We start from the raw sequence: 15,566 nt of genomic DNA, 5'->3' as shown, positions 1-15,566 counted from the left end.
CATCAATCACCGATTGCGATAATGAAGGAATGGCAAACCAAGCGTCCTGAGTTATTTACCAAGAAGGTGGTTAATCACACGGGACCCGACATCTATAGGGTCCCTGATGATCACATGAGCTATAAAAGTTATCTAATCACTACAAGCGATTTTTACCTGACAAACCTGATTCAAGGCACACCAACCTCCTCAGCGTGTTTCTCGGGGAGGATGGCCCCAGGTTGGTTTGAGAAATTAGAATCTGACAAATTTCCACGAAGTTGACGTTATTCATCACCTAGTGCCTGATCTGCGGCTTCTTCACGAAGGCTTGCCTGAAGCGATGCCCAGCAAGGCCAGGGGAACCGCGCTAGGAGGCTGCCGGCAAAGCCATTCCAGCCCGAGACGCCACACCGAGAGAACATTTCGATAGCCGATATTATTGCTCTGGTAGCGTTTTTTTTGCCTGTTGGCTCAGATGCCCAGACCGGCGACCATCATGGCCACGTTGGCCAGCATTGCGATCAACAGCAGGACCTCGAGACTCCTGCCCTGACGAGATTGGTGCATACCAAAGCCCAGTCCAAACAGGGGGCTTTTGACATCGCGAAAGCCTTCTTCGAACTGCATTCGCTGCCGGTAGATGGCGACCACTTTTTTTAGCCCGCATTGAGTGGTGAGGCAGATTACTGACCAGCACCCAGGGTTCTTCCTGGCGTCGAGCAACTGTTCAACTCGCACTACCCTGAGCGATATTTCCGCGCTTATTGTAGTGTTTACGTCCTTTGGGCGGGCGATGATATAGCAATGCTGAGTGGCCTGGGGGTTGCTGCGCGCTATCTGTACCTCTCCAAGGGGGCAAGGTATGCCAAGGCATAAGAACATCCATCTATGCCAAGAACTGCTTCTGGTGAGTTACCTTCTTCTTGTTCTGGTGCTCAACTTGAGCAAACGAGATCTGCTTCATTGGAAACTCTGTCGGACATTGGGAAGCCCTATTTTACCCAACAGATTTACCCAGCAGACGGCTCTAGGGCAACTAAAGCAGCATTTATACAGCGATTACTTAGCTAATATCGCCTTTCCAATGCTTGCAAATCTAGGGGAACCACTAGGGGAACCGAGGGTAAAAACGGGAATTTTAAAGAGAGAGAATACTAGCAAATTACTGATTTTATTGGCGTCCCTGGCAGGAGTCGAACCTGCGACCTGCCGCTTAGGAGGCGGCTGCTCTATCCTACTGAGCTACAGGGACGTGGAGGGCGCACAGTATAACGTTTGGCGGCTAAGGCGCCAACTCTCAGCCGATACGTGATGGCGCGTGTGATTAGATCCACCCGAGGCCGCGTAGTAAGAAAATCCCCAACGTCACCGTCACACTAGCCATCAACGTCGTCATGGCGATGATATTCGCCGCAAGAGCGGTGTTGCCGCCTAAGGCTTTCACCATCACAAAGCTTGCCGCTGCGGTGGGGCTGGCGAAAAACAAAAACAATAAACCAAGCTCACGGCCGGAAAAGCCGAGAAGCCAGGCGGCAAACGTCGCCAACCCTGGCAACACCACCATTTTTAATGTGCTCGCACCCAGTGCCGCTTGGCTATCTTCCCTAAGCGAAGAGACCGATAGTGTCGCGCCAATACATATTAACGCGAGCGGCAACGTCAGTGAGGCAAAATACTCACCCGAGGTCATTAACCAACTTGGCAGAGGCACCGCCAATGCGGCAAACGGCGTCGCCGCCACAACCGCGATAATCAGCGGGTTGGTAAGAATGCTTCGCATCAGGCTTCGCCAATCCGTGGTTTGGTCGGGCTGAAACGTGGCCAGCGCAATCACGGAGAGGGCGTTATACGTCAAAATCACCACGCCAAGCAAAACGCCACCGGCCGATAGCCCGTAGTTGCCGTACATCGCCGCCGCTAATGCGAGCCCCACAATCCCACAGTTGCCGCGAAAAGCCCCTTGAATATACACACCGCGGTCAGCATAAGGTACGCGGTAATGTGCCCATATCCAGCTGAATAAAAACTGCACAAGCGTGGCAAGGGCGAAAAAGATAAGCAAAGGAAGGTTGAGCGCAACCGCTAAGTCCGCTTGAACGAGACTCATAAAAATAAGCGTAGGCAGCGTCGCCTTGAACACCAGCGCTGAGGCGGTAGCGACAAAAGCAGCATCGATCCAGCCCAAGCGTTTAAGCCCAAGACCCACAAACACCATCGCAAACACTGGCAGCGTGACATCCAGCGTGCGGGCAAAAAGCTCTACCAAGCTCACAAAACGCCTCTTTTATGACATAACGAACGCCAAACGTCTCTTAATGGCGAGCGCCGCCCGTGAAAGACGCTTTTAATCAAACAGTGCATTGATATTAGGTGTGTCGGCCATTTTAACGACCACAGCATTACGTCCTTGCGCCTTGGCTTCATAACTGGCGGCATCAGCACGTTTCACCGCGTCCTCCATTTCATGATCATCTTCACCAAATGACGTGACACCGATACTCAGCGTGACACGATACTCTTTGCCTTCATGTGTCACCGAGATATCAGCGACCGCTTGGCGTAGCGATTCTGCCACTTTCCGCGCTTGGCTTAGCGTACAGCTGGGTAGCAATACGCCAAATTCGTCGCCGCCTTGTCGGGCGACGTGGTCACTACGGCGCACTTCCCATGCCACCACTTGGGCAATACGGCGCAGCATTTCATCACCCAAGGCGTGACCGCCTTCATCATTGATCGGTTTGAAGTGATCTAAATCGAACAACATCAAGGCAGATGGGGTGCTGGTTTTTTGGAACTCGGCAAACGCTTCGTCCAAGCGCCGATCAAACCCACGGCGGTTTAAAAGCCCGGTGAGCGGGTCGTGTTCCGCTTCCCAGCGCTGAAGCGCTTCCTGCTGGCGGCGTTCGGTAATATCTTTCACCATGCCGACCATCCCAAGCGAAAATTCCGCCTGAGAGACCATCACGGCACGGGCATGTATCTCAAGCCAGAGGGTTTCTTTGTCGGCATTTTGATCGGTATCATCGAGGCGACTAGAGTTATAGCGAATAAAACGCAGCTGGCGCACAAACTCACTGTGGGTTTTTAAGCTATGGCGCCACATATCCACCGCACCCTCGCGATCATCAGGATGCACTTGTTTGATCCATTGCGACATCGGCACGGTCGCGGAAATACCCAGCAGCTCAAGCAACGCCGGGTTCATGTAGGTAATTTCACCGTCGAAGTCAGCCACAAACATGCCTTGCGGCGTGGCTTGCAGGATGGAATTTAAAAACGCTTCACGCTCTTGCAAGCTGTTAAGCAGCGTTTGACGCTCTCCCTCAACGCGGTTAAACGTCGAAGCCACTTGATTAAGCTCTTGCATGCTGGTCGCCAGCGCAACGTGCTTGCGCTTGCCTAGGCCAACGTCGCCAATCTGCGCTTCCAAGTGGCGTAGCGGGCGTAGCAAACGGCCCAATAGCCACCACAACAGCGGCAGCATGAGCACCGCTAACACTGCCCAAATCCACCATAGTTTTTTGATGTAGTCAGAGAGCGGCAAATGCGCGTTTTCTCGGGTTAAATAACGCCCCACAATCCACCCAGCAGGCCACACTTGACCGTAAGCCTGCATACCGGCTTCACCATTCATGAGCGTACCCACGGCCGTGCCCTGCCAGCCATCTAGCGCCTCGCTCAGCCAACGGTTATTGGGTGCTTGTGACAAGATGTTGTCACGCTCGGGATGATACAACACCTTGCCCGAGGCGGTGAAAATCACCGCGTAGCTGCCTGCACTTTGCTGCATACGGGAAAGCCGCGAGAACAAACCGCTGGTTCTCAAACTCACCACACCACCGATAACACCAGCAAACTCTCCCTGCGCGTTAAATCTCGGCACGCTCACCAGCACCATGGGATATTGACTGACCCGACCCACAAACGGCTCGCTCACATACGCACTTTGCGTGCCTTTGAGCATACGAAAAAACTCCGTGTGTGAGGTATCCAGCCCTTGCCGGTCGCTCAGCATTGGCCAATCCGCCACCACTTGGCCCGCTGCGTCGATGATGACAATGCCCTCAAACCACTCCAAAAGCGCATCATTACGACGCAGCGCATTTTGCAACCACAATGGGTTATCACGGTCGGCAATAAATCCAGACAGGCGTTCAAGCGCGCTGATGCGCGAATTCATCTGCTGAGAGATTTCATCCGTGAGCATATTCGCTTCATAGCGCAGGTGCGAAAGGCTAGTCCCTTGCACCATCGACTGGCCTAAATGCCAGGCCATTCCCAGCACCAGCGCGACTACCAGCAACCACGTAAGCGCCAAGCCAAAAACAAGGCGCCCTTGCAGCGTGCGGAAGAAACGAAACAGAGACCATTTGGGAAATTGAGCCAAGCGTTACCCTATGTATATTTTAAAAGCAAAGAAAAGGTAAAATATCATAAGATATTGATTATAACTGTGCCATATTCACGACGCCTCAGCCTCCTTTCTTCTTCAAAGTAACTTGAATGTTAGTACAATGCATTTGGTTACCTTTCAATGCAAAAAAAGCACTAGAGGAAAAGTTCCTCACTCTTTAGTCGTAATATGCCTTTCACATGATTGCAACATCACTAATGCCTCGTTAGGTTAAGGCATAGATAGCAAAACAGTGTTCACGCACTCGGGCTATCTGTTCCTAATGCGCAATCACTACAAAAAATGACCCGCTGACCGACAGCGGTCTAAAATCGAAAGGAATAGCACGTGACCATTCAAAAAACTTTCAAAAAAGCCTCGATTTTCTCCGCAAGCGCTCTCGCTCTAGCCGTAGCGTCTGCCTCACACGCCGTGGATTTTGAAGTGGGTGACACCACCGCTAGTGTTTATGGCTACGCCAAACTGGACATGATTCATGATGTTGACGCTGATATGGGCAACACGGTCGCCCACAGTGCCATCCGTGTTGATGGCCAGGATGGTTCTGATGGCCACACTGACTTCCATGCTAAGCAAAGCCGCATAGGTTTCAAGACTTCCACTCCTATGAATGGTAGTACCCTTAACACTACCATCGAAGGTGATTTTTATGGTTCAGGCAATGACACTCTGCGCCTTCGCCATGCCTTCGGCGAATGGAATGGCGTTTTGGCCGGCCAAACGTGGACAAACTTCGGCGGATTTATTGGCACGACGCCAACAGTTGACTTCCTAGGCCAAGTAGGTCAAGGCAACATTGGCCGTCAGTCTCAGTTACGCTATACCACTGGCGGCTTTTCAGTAGCATTAGAAGATCCAGGTACTATCGGCAGCAATGTTGATATGGATAACCGTCTTAACGTAAACGATAGCGTTAAGAGCAGCTTTCCTGACCTGACTCTGCGTTATCACGCTGGCGCCGACAATATTAACTACGGTGCCTCTGCCGTCATGCGTCAAATTGAGTATTACAACTCTACTCAAGACAGTGATGAAAGCGCTTTTGCTTGGGGGCTAAATTTAGAGGCTAGCGTCGAAGTCGCTGAAGGCATTAAGTTTCAAGGCTCTTTAACCCATGGTGACGGCCTAGGCGGCTACATGTACGGCTCGCCAGCCCGAGCCGGCTACATTGATAATAGCGGCGATGTAGAAGGCATCGAGGGTACTGGCGGCACTTTCGGTATGAGCGCAGCAGCAGGTCCAGGTAAAGTGAATTTAGCTTATGGTGTTGCTACGGCAGATTTGGATGACGCCGTTGATGAAGGTGCCATTGGTTCTGCCTCTCTCGACAAGGTCGAAAGCATTTATCTCAACTATATCTGGTCACCCGCTGATCGCATCAGCTACGGTGTTGAAGCCGGTTACCACACCAAAGATACACAAGGTGGCGATGACGGCGACGCAGTTCGCATCCACGGCATGGCGATGTACAGCTTCTAAGCGAAGCTTGCGAGCTAGAGTAGTTTGACTTAACAGTACAACGAATTCGATCTTTGAGCCCTGGCAATATGCCGGGGCTTTTTTATGCTTATCGATCGCTTATTTTGAGCAGGGCCTGTTGACTTTTCAGCGCGATAAAATGCGAAGCTTTATCAAATTCTGGTGTGGCTTTTTGTCATATTTCAAACAATCTGCATATTTATAATAATTGTTCTTTATAATTTTATTCATAGAGAGCCACCATGAATTCACGCTTTACCCGCCTCCCGATGGTCATTGGTATTGCCTTTGCAGCGACTACCGCGGCCAATGCTCAGACAAATACATTGATTGTTGAAGGTGATCGTACACTAGGAGGTGAGACGCAATTGTCACCTTTGGCTTCACCTGCACCGGCTGCAGACGCAGCCGAATGGCTGAGGCGGCTTAATGGTGTCGAGGCCATTCGGATGGGAGGTCATGGGCTTGATCCCGTCATACGGGGCCAGCAGGGTAATGCGTTGAATGTGCTGATAGATGGTGGCTATGTGTTTGGTGGATGCCCCAATCGTATGGATCCGCCCACGGCATACGCGCCCTTACAAAGCTTTGATCGCGTCATTGTTAGTCGTGGCGTCACGACATTACAACATGGGGCAGGAGGTAGCGGCGGCACCATAGAGTTTGTACGTGAAGCACCAACGCTGACAGCGGATGAAACGTATCAAGGTAATGTAGGCGCTAAATATGGCGAAAATGGCGATAGTACAGGCCTATACGCGAATCTTTCGGCGGGAAATAAGACGGGCTACTTACGCTTTTTTGGTGAACGCCAGACGGCAAATGACTATGAAGACGGCGATGGGCGACGTATCCATAGCGGCTTCGAAACCACGAGTGGAGGCCTAACGCTTGGTCTGACACCTCAAGAAGGTACCGAGATCGCATTGGGCGTTGAGAGCGTACGTGAGCGTGATGTCAAGTTCGCCGGGTCCGGCATGGACTCGCCCGAAAGCGACAACGATACCGTGCGCTTGCGTCTGGATCATGCCTTCTCTGATACCTTGCGCGTTGAGAATCGCCTACAGTACACGCGCATTGATCATGTCATGGACAACTACTCGCTGCGCATGCCGCCTAAAATGCCCAATGGCATGCCGATGAAAATGCGCTCTCCCACTGAGTCTGATACGTTCACGCTGAAAAACATGTGGGAGCAACAATTTGCCAACAGCGATCTGCGCTTGGGGATTAACGTACTGCAGAACAAGCGGGATGCTTTTATCGTCAATGATTCCTCCAACACAGTCATCTTTAATTCCTGGCCAGACGTGACAACGCGTCAAAGTGGTGTTTTTGCTGAGCTGGATCATTATCTCAATCAAGATGTGACGTTGAGTGGTGGCTTTCGCGTCGATTATTCACAAGCCAGCGCAGATGCGGCCTATACCGCTACTGAAGCAGGTAATGTGGCGGCCAATTTTTATCAAAACGCCTATGGAGTTGAGGGGAATTTAGATAACGATAGCGTGTTGCTGGGCGGCTTTTTGCGCGGTGAGTTACAGCTAGCTCCTAACCGTACCCTTTACGCGAGTCTTAGCCGTGCAGAGCGTGATGCTGATGCAACAGAGCGCTATTTTGCCAAAGGCGACTGGGTCGGTAACCCATCACTTGATGCAGAAACACACCAACAAATCGATATTGGCTTAGTAAGCCAACAAGGTAATGTGGGCTGGGAAATGTCGGCATATGCAGACAGAGTGAATGACTACATACTGCGTGACCGCCAGACAATTTCCGGCATGAACAAAGGCAATCCGGTGAGTGTTTACCGCAATATTGATGCCACGCTTTACGGGGTAGAGCTTTCTGGTGAGTGGCGGTGGGCGCCGACTTGGGAAACCCGTGGCCAGCTCAGCTGGGTGCGAGGCGACAATTTAGACGATGGCGGTACTCTTGCCAATATTGCGCCACTGCGTGGTCAGTTGGCTCAGTTTTATTTAGATGATAATTGGGAAGCGGGATTGACCGCACGTTTCTCCGACAGTCAAAGTCGACTCGCTTTAGGCGAAGAAGCAACGGCAGGTTATGTTTTGCTTGATTTCGAGGCTGCTTGGTATTGGAACAATGTGGCGTTTCGTGCCGGTGCACTGAACTTGCTCGACAAGACATACAGTGATTTTCTGAACCGAAACCGTAATGCCAATGATCCTTTCCTGGCAGGTGATTCTGCGAGCGCCGGGTTACCGCTTAATGAGCCAGGTCGAAGCGTTTGGTTGGGCGTGGATTACGCGTTTTAAGCCAGTTTTAGTACTCAGGGCCTGTTGATCTTTGAAATGGGTAGCTATACAAAACAAAGCAGCAGGCCAAGCCCACCATACTTTCGTAGTTTCGCTGAAACTTTTCGTAATGCGGCGCGAACGCGATACGAATATGAGGCCCTTCCCGTTTATTAGCGTTAGGCGCGACGGTGGTGGATATGACTGCACGTATATCTGATTTCTCTAATAATACCGGAGGCATCGGACCCTGAGAGGCTATCCGCACACCCGTTGTTCCTCAAACTATTTATTCTCCGTATATGTAGAGGTTTGCTGAGGTCGATTCGACCCGTTTACCACCTTGCCGCATGCTTATCATGGTAACCGAAGCCATGGACGCCAAAGCCAGCTTCTCAACAAAGCCTGAACACATCACGTTAATCTTAAGATAATATCGCTTAACATTAATTTAATCTTAAAAAAATACAAAAATCAGCATAAATGACTGCCTATTGATTAATATCAAATTTTATCGCCCAATCTAGATGTTCGATCGGATTAGAGACCGCTACCATAGAGTGACGTTTAAAAGGGCTGCAACACCACCCCCAACGCCACCCTCGATGGAGCTGCCTCATGAGATCCCGTTTATTCAAACCCGCCATTCTTTCCCTAAGCGCTGCATCGCTTGCCGTTATAGCCACTAATGCCAGCGCAGTTGCCTTTGACGTCGGCAATACCCAAGCCAGTGTGTATGGTTTTGCCAAACTCGACATGATTTATGACGTAGATAACGATCTGGGTGACCTGGCTGCCCGGCCACGCATTCTGATTGATGGCCAGGAAGGAAGCGATGGCCACTTCAATATGCACGCCTACCAAAGCCGCATCGGCTTTAAAACCACTTCCCCAGTGGAAGGAACTCCGCTCATTACCCAAGTGGAGGTCGATTGGTTTAAAAATGCCCCGGAAGGCGGAGATCTTCGCCTTCGCCACGCTTATGGCAGCTGGAACGGTATTTTAGCGGGTAAAACCTGGACTAACTTTGGCAGCCAGCTGAGCCGCACGCCCATCATTGACTTTGCGCCGAGCCCCGGGCAAAGCAAAAGCGGGCGTAAAGCGCAGCTGCGCTACTCGTGGAACCACTGGCATGTCGCCTTAGAGAACCCAGACCCGGACGACTACAGAGATGGTGTTGCCACACGTTTTAACCCAAATCGCGGAGTGTATGCCGTGCACGACGAGGTCAAAACCGGGATGCCTGACCTCACCCTGCGCTACCAAAACCAAACCGGCGACATATACTACTCCGCCGCCGCGATGGCCCGCCAACTAGAAGTCGAAGGTAGCGGCGTAGATGATAGCGCAACCGGCTGGGGCGTCACCGTGGCGTCACGCTACCTCGTTACCGAACGCCTAACACTACGCAGCGCGCTGACCTATGGCGACGGTATCGGTGAATATATGCAGAACAACCCCTCAGCCCCCGGTTATCTGGATGGCGACAGCATTGAAACCATAGAAGCCTGGGGCGCCAATGTGGGTATGAGCCTAGCCGCAGGCCCTGGCAATATCAATTTAGGCTACGGCATTTCACATGCCGACCTGGATGACGCCGAACAAGCAGGCATCCCCGGTATAGAGGGCGCTAACGAACAGTTTGAAGCAATTCACCTAAACTACATTTGGTCACCGGTTAAGCGCGTGAGCTACGGGGTCGAGGCGGGTTACCATACGCGTGAAGTCGTTGACGGGCGCGATGGGGATGCACTGCGTCTACAAGGCATGGTGATGTATAAATTCTAAGCAAGCGTAGCACCCGAAAACAAAGGCCTGTTGAAGACAGGCCTTTTTAGCTGACGAATAGTATTGAATCAATCCAGCTGCTGAACCTTCAGCTCGTAGTTGTTAACACCTTCACGGGCGTTACCGAACTTTTGACCATTTACGCGGATGGTATAACGCCCAGGCTCAAGTTCAGTACGCAGATCAACATTGCCATCGAAGCCTTCCCCCGCGCCTTCAGCCACGACGCGACCTTGAGCATTCAGTACGTCGAGTTCAATGCGATAAGTGTCCTCATAGCCGGTCGGGTAAGTTGATGTCGTAATCACAACGTTTGATGATTCCGCCATATCGAACGTTAACACCTCACCACTCGCACGAATTTTTACGTCCGTCACCAACGTTTTAAAAGCGGGTGACTCAGACGTATCCGTAGCACTCCTATCACGCTGTGAAGAAGATGTTTGCTCTTCCACTCCTGTCGGATCTGCTGGCTCCGTTTCCGCTGAACCGCTAGCGACAACACTGGTATTGTCGGCACTCTCATCATTTTGTCCACGACTCACTCGCTGACTACTGCCAAGTGAAACGACAGCATTTTCACTGCGTACAAAAACAGAGTCGTCACTTTCGCGGGTTTTCCCGGAAAACACGATACCCCTGCCATCTTCGACCCCGTCATCAACGACTTGCCCTTGTTCGTCTACCGCATTAATCAGGACGGAATAACCATCTCCCGCTTTCCCGCGAGTACCAAAGCGCTGCGCTTCTACGCGCAACATATAGTTGCCGGGTTCAAGCCGCTGCCGCATTGCCAATCCACCGTTTTGGCCTAAGGCCTCGGTACGCGTAATGACATTGCCTTTATCATCTTCAAGCACCGCTGCAATTCGGTAATCATCAGAGTAGCCGGCCGTAGTGCGACTATCAAAACGGTAGATACCCGAGCGCGTCACGTTGAAATCATGCTCATTGACGCCACCAAAGCGAAAGCTACGGCTGCGGGCATCCGTTTCCGCATTGAAGAAGCCGGTTAAATCGAGCCCACCGCCCTCTTCACGAAAGCGATCTCGCATCTCGCTAGCGTGAGATACTCCAACCAACGTCATACTCAGCGCTAACAGGCTGACGGCAAATAATGGCGTTTTCATAAAACCTCGCTTACAACACTGTCAATAAAAAAAGCCGACCCCTGAGGATCGGCTTTCGTATTCTGACCTTCAGGCAGGAATCCCTGCGAGAAAGTTTAGAACATGTAAGTTACACCAACACCAACACCGTCTTTTTCGTCGGCTTCACGGTCATAGAAAGCAACTTCAGACCAGACGTACATGGCATCAGAAACATTATAAGTCGCGCCCAAGATAACTTCGTTGTAAGTCTCGTCGCGATCCTGCTCGTCTTGGAGTGACTCATCCAGTTCGGATAAGAAAGTGCCTGCACCGACGTCAACATACTGATAGGCGCCGTAGATGTCGCCATTGCCGTAGCCATAGCGTGCGCTCAAACCGTAGAAGTTTGTATCGTCGCCATCGCTGATGTCGGAGTCAAAGCGCTCAAGTTTCGCGGCAAGACGCAGGGTATCAACGGTGTACTGAGCGGTAAGGCCGTACTGATCGCCAACGCTATCAACGTCGCCGTTTGCGTCTGCGAATACGATGTTGTCAAGGTTATCGTACACAGCGGCAATAGAGAACGCACCTGCAGTATATTTAGCACCACCAAAGAAAGACGCGTTGCTATCGCCTTGATCAACACCGCTATCAGCAGAGTCAAAATCACCCTTATACTGTGAACCTACCGCGAACTGCATTCCGCTGAACGAAGGAGAGGTGTAAGTCACCTTGTCAGTTTCCTGATCAAGGCCACTACCATGAGCAACTGTAGAGTCGCTAACATCAAAGCCTTCGTTATTGGTGATCGGATCCTGAATCCAGTCATCAATAAGTTGGTCATAAGAACCTAGGCGAACGTCACCGAAGTTACCTTTTAAACCAACGTAGGCCTGGTCACCAGAATCTGTTGCATCAGAAGCAGTCTTCATTTCGTCTGCTTTGATGTCATCAAATTCAAGTTTCAAGTAACCAGTCAAGTCACGCGTAATCATGTGTTCAGCAGCAAAACCAAAGGTAGTACCATTGTCGACAATACCATCAGAAGATTCTGAAGTAACAACGGTTTCTCCGGTTACGGAATCTTCTAAAATAACGGCTGAATCAGTGTTGTAGTACGCAATCTGAATGTTGCCGTAAATGTCCAGCTTGGTGCCGTCTTCGTTATATACGGTAGCGGCTTGTGCGCCTGAGGCGAAGGCTGCACCAGCAATAGCAGTTGCTAAAAGTGTCTTTTTCATGAGTAGTTTCCTTAACTAGCTTACTGTTTCGATCGTTTATCAGGCTTTCGCCTGGTATCGGTTTGGCGGCATGCTTTTTTTGATTCCCCTATAATGAGGAGGGCATGTCCTGCACAAACCTTGTTATGGTCCAATGCTCGCAGGTAGAACCTTATACCGAGATTTCCGGGAACGCAATAGAGAAAAACAGTGTTTTTTAATTATTCGCGCTTTTCGCATGGAACATACACGAATAAGGCCTGTCTCACAGGCGCTCAAATTTCGCTTGCAGGCTAGCCAGTTTCTCTTCCATGGTGAGCGCTCGCTTCTCAACCGGCTGTTTTTCTTGTTTTGCTGCGCTTTTTTGTGGCACTTGACGCGGCTTTTGCACGTTTTTAGCGCGCTTATCCCCGTTTTTTTGCTTCCCTTTCAGCGCGGGTTGCGGAGCATTTTGGGCTACCTTTTTGTCGGCAGGCGCGTTGTGCTGACGTTTTTGGGCGGCAAATTGTGCCGCCTGCGGGTCGACAACACCGGCGGCATTGCCTTGTAAATCGATCCGTTCCGCCCCTTCGCGCATGGCCTTCGCATAGCGCGGCAAGTTAACGTAGTTGGCAAGCGCACGGCGAATCAACTTGTTAGACCATGGCTCGCACTCGGCTAAATCCTGGTGAATCCCGACTTTCAGCGGCTTGGTATGGCCTTTGAAAAATGCATTCGGGTAGCGCTCATACCACTGCTGCAATAACTCGTGGGGTGACGGCGGCTTGGCGCTTGCTACGCTAGCCAAGCTTTCGACGCTTTCTGCGCCTTCACCTTTTGCGCCTTCCTCATTGGCTTCCATGGTTTTTTCCGCTGCGGGTGTGTCCGCCGTCAATGGCGTTGAGGGCGCGTGAACGGCGGTCTGCGCTTCGTCTTCGGCGCTTTGCTCCCCGAGCGTTTGTTTTAGCCGTTGGTTCTCTTCTCTTAACGCATTGATTTCGCGTTGAGCGTGCGCCAAGCGGGCTTCTAGGTCATCCAATAACTGAATCACGCGGGCTGCCATATGCGTTAGCTCCTATTTTCAGCCGCGTTACACATGCTGGCGGCGCTCGTAGACGACAAAATCGTAGGCAGGCTGGCCTTGCTGCGGGGTTCCTGGCAGGCGCTGCACTTCTTGCCAGCACTGTGGGTCAATATCGGGGAAGACAGCATCGCCTTGCACCTCGATATCAACCTCCGTGATATAAAGCCGCTCGGCATGCGGCATGGCTTGGGCGTAAATTTCACCGCCGCCCATCACCATGATTTCTTCTGCGGCTTCGATGGTGGCTTGTTGATCCGCCAGCGCAAGGGCGTCTTCCAAACGGTGGCACGCGCGCACACCCTCTTTATGCCAGCGAGTATCGCGGGTCACCACGATATTGAGCCGATTAGGCAACGGCTTGCCGATGGATTCAAACGTTTTGCGCCCCATGACTAAAGGCTTAGCCTGGGTGATCCGCTTGAAGAATTTAAGATCTTCCGGCAGGTACCAGGGAAGCTTGCCTTCCACCCCGATCACGCGGTTTTTGGCCATTGCGGCGATCATGGCAATCGGCACCAAGGGCTCGCCGGCGGAGTCTAGCGGTTGTAATGTCGGAGAGGTCATACTGCCACCTTGGCTTTGATATGCGGATGCGCGTGGTAATCGTCGATGCGGATGTCATCATACGCAAACGCGAACACGTCGTTGACATCAGGCGACAGCACAAGCTGTGGCGGGGCCTTTGGCGTGCGCGTTAGCTGTTCGCGCGCTTGCTCAAGGTGGTTGCTGTACAAGTGGGCGTCACCCAGCGTATGAATAAACTCGCCCGGCTTTAAGCCTGTGACGTGGGCCACCATGCTGAGCAACAACGCATAGCTTGCGATATTGAACGGCACCCCGAGGAAAATATCCGCGCTGCGCTGATAAAGCTGGCAGGAAAGCCGCCCGTTAGCCACGTAAAACTGAAACAGGCAGTGACACGGTGGCAACTGCATGTCATCGACCTGCGCCGGGTTCCACGCGGAAACAATCAAGCGCCGTGACTGTGGGTTGGTGCGAATCTGCTCAATCACCTGCTTGATTTGATCGACACTACCGCCGTCCGGACGCGGCCAGCTGCGCCATTGGTAGCCATACACCGGCCCCAGGTTGCCGTCTTCATCCGCCCAGGCGTCCCAAATTTTAACGCCGTTTTCTTTCAAGTACGCAATGTTGGTATCGCCACGCAAAAACCATAACAATTCGTGAATGATCGAACGCAGGTGAAGCTTTTTGGTAGTTAAAAGCGGAAAGCCACGGGACAAATCAAAGCGCATCTGATGACCAAACACCGAGCGCGTTCCGACGCCGGTGCGGTCATCACGGTCAACGCCGTGATCCAGCACATGCTGCATCAAATCAAGATAAGGCTGCTCAAGCGCAGGCTGCGTTGCCGAAGACTGTTTTAAAGGCTCTGTCGCCGTCACGGTATATCCATTCGCGGGTGAAATTTATCAAATACTAGCAAATTTGGCTTTCTAGCATCAGCTTGCATCGTTAACTTTCACATCCACTGGTTGATTTTGCGACCACGCGATAAGTAGCGCACCAAACACCATCATCGGCAGCGTGAGCAGCATGCCCATAGTCACCCAGCCAAACGCGATAAAACCAATGTGGGCATCCGGCAGGCGGACAAACTCCACCAAGAAGCGGAAGCCACCGTAAGCAAGCAAAAAAACCCCTGACACAAACCCGCGCTTTTGCGGCTTGGCAGAGATCCACCATAGCAGCACAAAAAGCACCACGCCTTCGAGTAGCGCTTCATACAGGGCTGAGGGGTGTCGCGGCTGTGGCCCCATCCCTGAGAATGGCATCCCCCACGGTAGTGACGTCACACGGCCGGGCAACTCATGATTGATAAAGTTGCCGATGCGCCCGGCGCCCAAACCAATCGGCGCCAGCGGGGCAATAAAGTCTGTCAGCGTTAAATAGCCGAGGTTTTTTTTGCGTGCGAACCACCACGCCGCTAGTGCGACGCCGAGCAAGCCGCCGTGAAAGCTCATGCCACCATCCCACACACGGAAAATCCACAAAGGGTCGGACGCCCACTGCCCTAGGCCATAAAACAGCGCATACCCCACGCGCCCCCCCACCACCACGCCGATGGCGGCGTAGAAGAGCAAATCGCCAATATCATCGCGTGTGAGCCCAATACGCGCAGCGCGTTTACCCCCCAGCCACCAAGCCGCCACGAACCCCACCACGTACATTAAGCCGTACCAATGCACCTGAAAGGGGCCGAGGGAGACGGCGACAGGGTCAATCTCAGGATAAGCAATCATCAAACTC

General features: G+C 52.0%; 12 protein-coding genes and 1 tRNA gene. 3 read left to right on the top strand and 10 right to left on the bottom strand.

Annotated elements, in window-relative coordinates:
- Positions 1 to 453: 453 nt before the first annotated feature.
- The 4 genes from QC823_RS11595 to QC823_RS11580 form a co-directional block, all read right to left on the bottom strand.
- Positions 454 to 633 carry a hypothetical protein gene (locus tag QC823_RS11595; RefSeq protein WP_309656507.1) on the bottom strand — a complete coding sequence of 60 codons (180 nt, stop codon included), beginning with the start codon at positions 631 to 633 and terminating at the stop codon, positions 454 to 456.
- A 524-nt stretch (positions 634 to 1,157) separates the two neighbouring features.
- Positions 1,158 to 1,234, bottom strand: a tRNA-Arg gene (locus tag QC823_RS11590).
- Between the two features lie 72 nt (positions 1,235 to 1,306).
- Positions 1,307 to 2,254 (bottom strand): AEC family transporter, encoded by a 948-nt coding sequence (locus QC823_RS11585; RefSeq protein WP_309656506.1) that lies wholly within the window; start codon positions 2,252 to 2,254, stop codon positions 1,307 to 1,309.
- 72 nt (positions 2,255 to 2,326) lie between these two features.
- Positions 2,327 to 4,369, bottom strand: a complete 2,043-nt coding sequence (locus tag QC823_RS11580; RefSeq protein ID WP_309656505.1) for a diguanylate cyclase — start codon at positions 4,367 to 4,369, stop codon at positions 2,327 to 2,329.
- Positions 4,370 to 4,723: 354 nt separating this feature from the next.
- On the opposite strand from QC823_RS11580, the gene QC823_RS11575 reads away from it, so the two are divergent.
- The 3 genes from QC823_RS11575 to QC823_RS11565 all read left to right on the top strand — a co-directional run bounded on the left by QC823_RS11575 (position 4,724) and on the right by QC823_RS11565 (position 9,921).
- The gene (locus tag QC823_RS11575; protein ID WP_309656504.1) at positions 4,724 to 5,875 is read left to right on the top strand and encodes a DcaP family trimeric outer membrane transporter; all 1,152 of its coding nucleotides are present in this window, start codon (positions 4,724 to 4,726) and stop codon (positions 5,873 to 5,875) included.
- Between the two features lie 242 nt (positions 5,876 to 6,117).
- Complete coding sequence (locus tag QC823_RS11570; RefSeq protein ID WP_309656503.1) at positions 6,118 to 8,154, top strand: TonB-dependent receptor domain-containing protein; 2,037 nt, start codon at positions 6,118 to 6,120, stop codon at positions 8,152 to 8,154.
- Positions 8,155 to 8,751: 597 nt separating this feature from the next.
- Positions 8,752 to 9,921 (top strand): DcaP family trimeric outer membrane transporter, encoded by a 1,170-nt coding sequence (locus QC823_RS11565; RefSeq protein ID WP_309656502.1) that lies wholly within the window; start codon positions 8,752 to 8,754, stop codon positions 9,919 to 9,921.
- A 68-nt stretch (positions 9,922 to 9,989) separates the two neighbouring features.
- Here QC823_RS11565 and QC823_RS11560 read toward each other — a convergent pair whose 3' ends face one another.
- From QC823_RS11560 to lgt, 6 genes are all read right to left on the bottom strand, one after another.
- Positions 9,990 to 11,051 (bottom strand): hypothetical protein, encoded by a 1,062-nt coding sequence (locus QC823_RS11560; RefSeq protein WP_309656501.1) that lies wholly within the window; start codon positions 11,049 to 11,051, stop codon positions 9,990 to 9,992.
- Positions 11,052 to 11,146: 95 nt separating this feature from the next.
- Complete coding sequence (locus QC823_RS11555) at positions 11,147 to 12,253, bottom strand: porin (protein WP_309656500.1); 1,107 nt, start codon at positions 12,251 to 12,253, stop codon at positions 11,147 to 11,149.
- Between the two features lie 244 nt (positions 12,254 to 12,497).
- Positions 12,498 to 13,274, bottom strand: coding sequence for a ProQ/FINO family protein (locus QC823_RS11550; protein WP_309656499.1), 777 nt, complete (start codon positions 13,272 to 13,274; stop codon positions 12,498 to 12,500).
- Positions 13,275 to 13,301: 27 nt separating this feature from the next.
- Complete coding sequence (locus QC823_RS11545; RefSeq protein ID WP_309656498.1) at positions 13,302 to 13,859, bottom strand: dihydrofolate reductase; 558 nt, start codon at positions 13,857 to 13,859, stop codon at positions 13,302 to 13,304.
- Complete coding sequence (locus QC823_RS11540; protein ID WP_309656509.1) at positions 13,856 to 14,629, bottom strand: thymidylate synthase; 774 nt, start codon at positions 14,627 to 14,629, stop codon at positions 13,856 to 13,858. The genes QC823_RS11545 and QC823_RS11540 overlap by 4 nt, the downstream gene beginning before the upstream one ends.
- Before the next feature lie 129 nt (positions 14,630 to 14,758).
- Positions 14,759 to 15,559 carry a prolipoprotein diacylglyceryl transferase gene (gene lgt / locus QC823_RS11535; RefSeq protein ID WP_309656497.1) on the bottom strand — a complete coding sequence of 267 codons (801 nt, stop codon included), beginning with the start codon at positions 15,557 to 15,559 and terminating at the stop codon, positions 14,759 to 14,761.
- Positions 15,560 to 15,566: the final 7 nt, after the last annotated feature.

This window comes from Vreelandella vilamensis (genome assembly GCF_031451755.1).
GTDB classification, from domain to species: domain Bacteria; phylum Pseudomonadota; class Gammaproteobacteria; order Pseudomonadales; family Halomonadaceae; genus Vreelandella; species Vreelandella vilamensis.
Note: the sequence above shows the minus strand (reverse complement) of the source record. Positions and strands in the feature narration are given on the sequence as shown.

Excerpts from the sequence above, each read along its gene's own strand:
- QC823_RS11570 (WP_309656503.1), top strand. The coding sequence starts at position 6,118 with ATGAATTCACGCTTTACCCGCCTCCCGATGGTCATTGGTATTGCCTTT.
- QC823_RS11555 (WP_309656500.1), bottom strand. The coding sequence starts at position 12,253 with ATGAAAAAGACACTTTTAGCAACTGCTATTGCTGGTGCAGCCTTCGCC.
- QC823_RS11540 (WP_309656509.1), bottom strand. The coding sequence starts at position 14,629 with ATGCAGCATGTGCTGGATCACGGCGTTGACCGTGATGACCGCACCGGC.
- QC823_RS11565 (WP_309656502.1), top strand. The coding sequence starts at position 8,752 with ATGAGATCCCGTTTATTCAAACCCGCCATTCTTTCCCTAAGCGCTGCA.
- QC823_RS11560 (WP_309656501.1), bottom strand. The coding sequence starts at position 11,051 with ATGAAAACGCCATTATTTGCCGTCAGCCTGTTAGCGCTGAGTATGACG.
- QC823_RS11545 (WP_309656498.1), bottom strand. The coding sequence starts at position 13,859 with ATGACCTCTCCGACATTACAACCGCTAGACTCCGCCGGCGAGCCCTTG.
- lgt (WP_309656497.1), bottom strand. The coding sequence starts at position 15,559 with ATGATTGCTTATCCTGAGATTGACCCTGTCGCCGTCTCCCTCGGCCCC.
- QC823_RS11550 (WP_309656499.1), bottom strand. The coding sequence starts at position 13,274 with ATGGCAGCCCGCGTGATTCAGTTATTGGATGACCTAGAAGCCCGCTTG.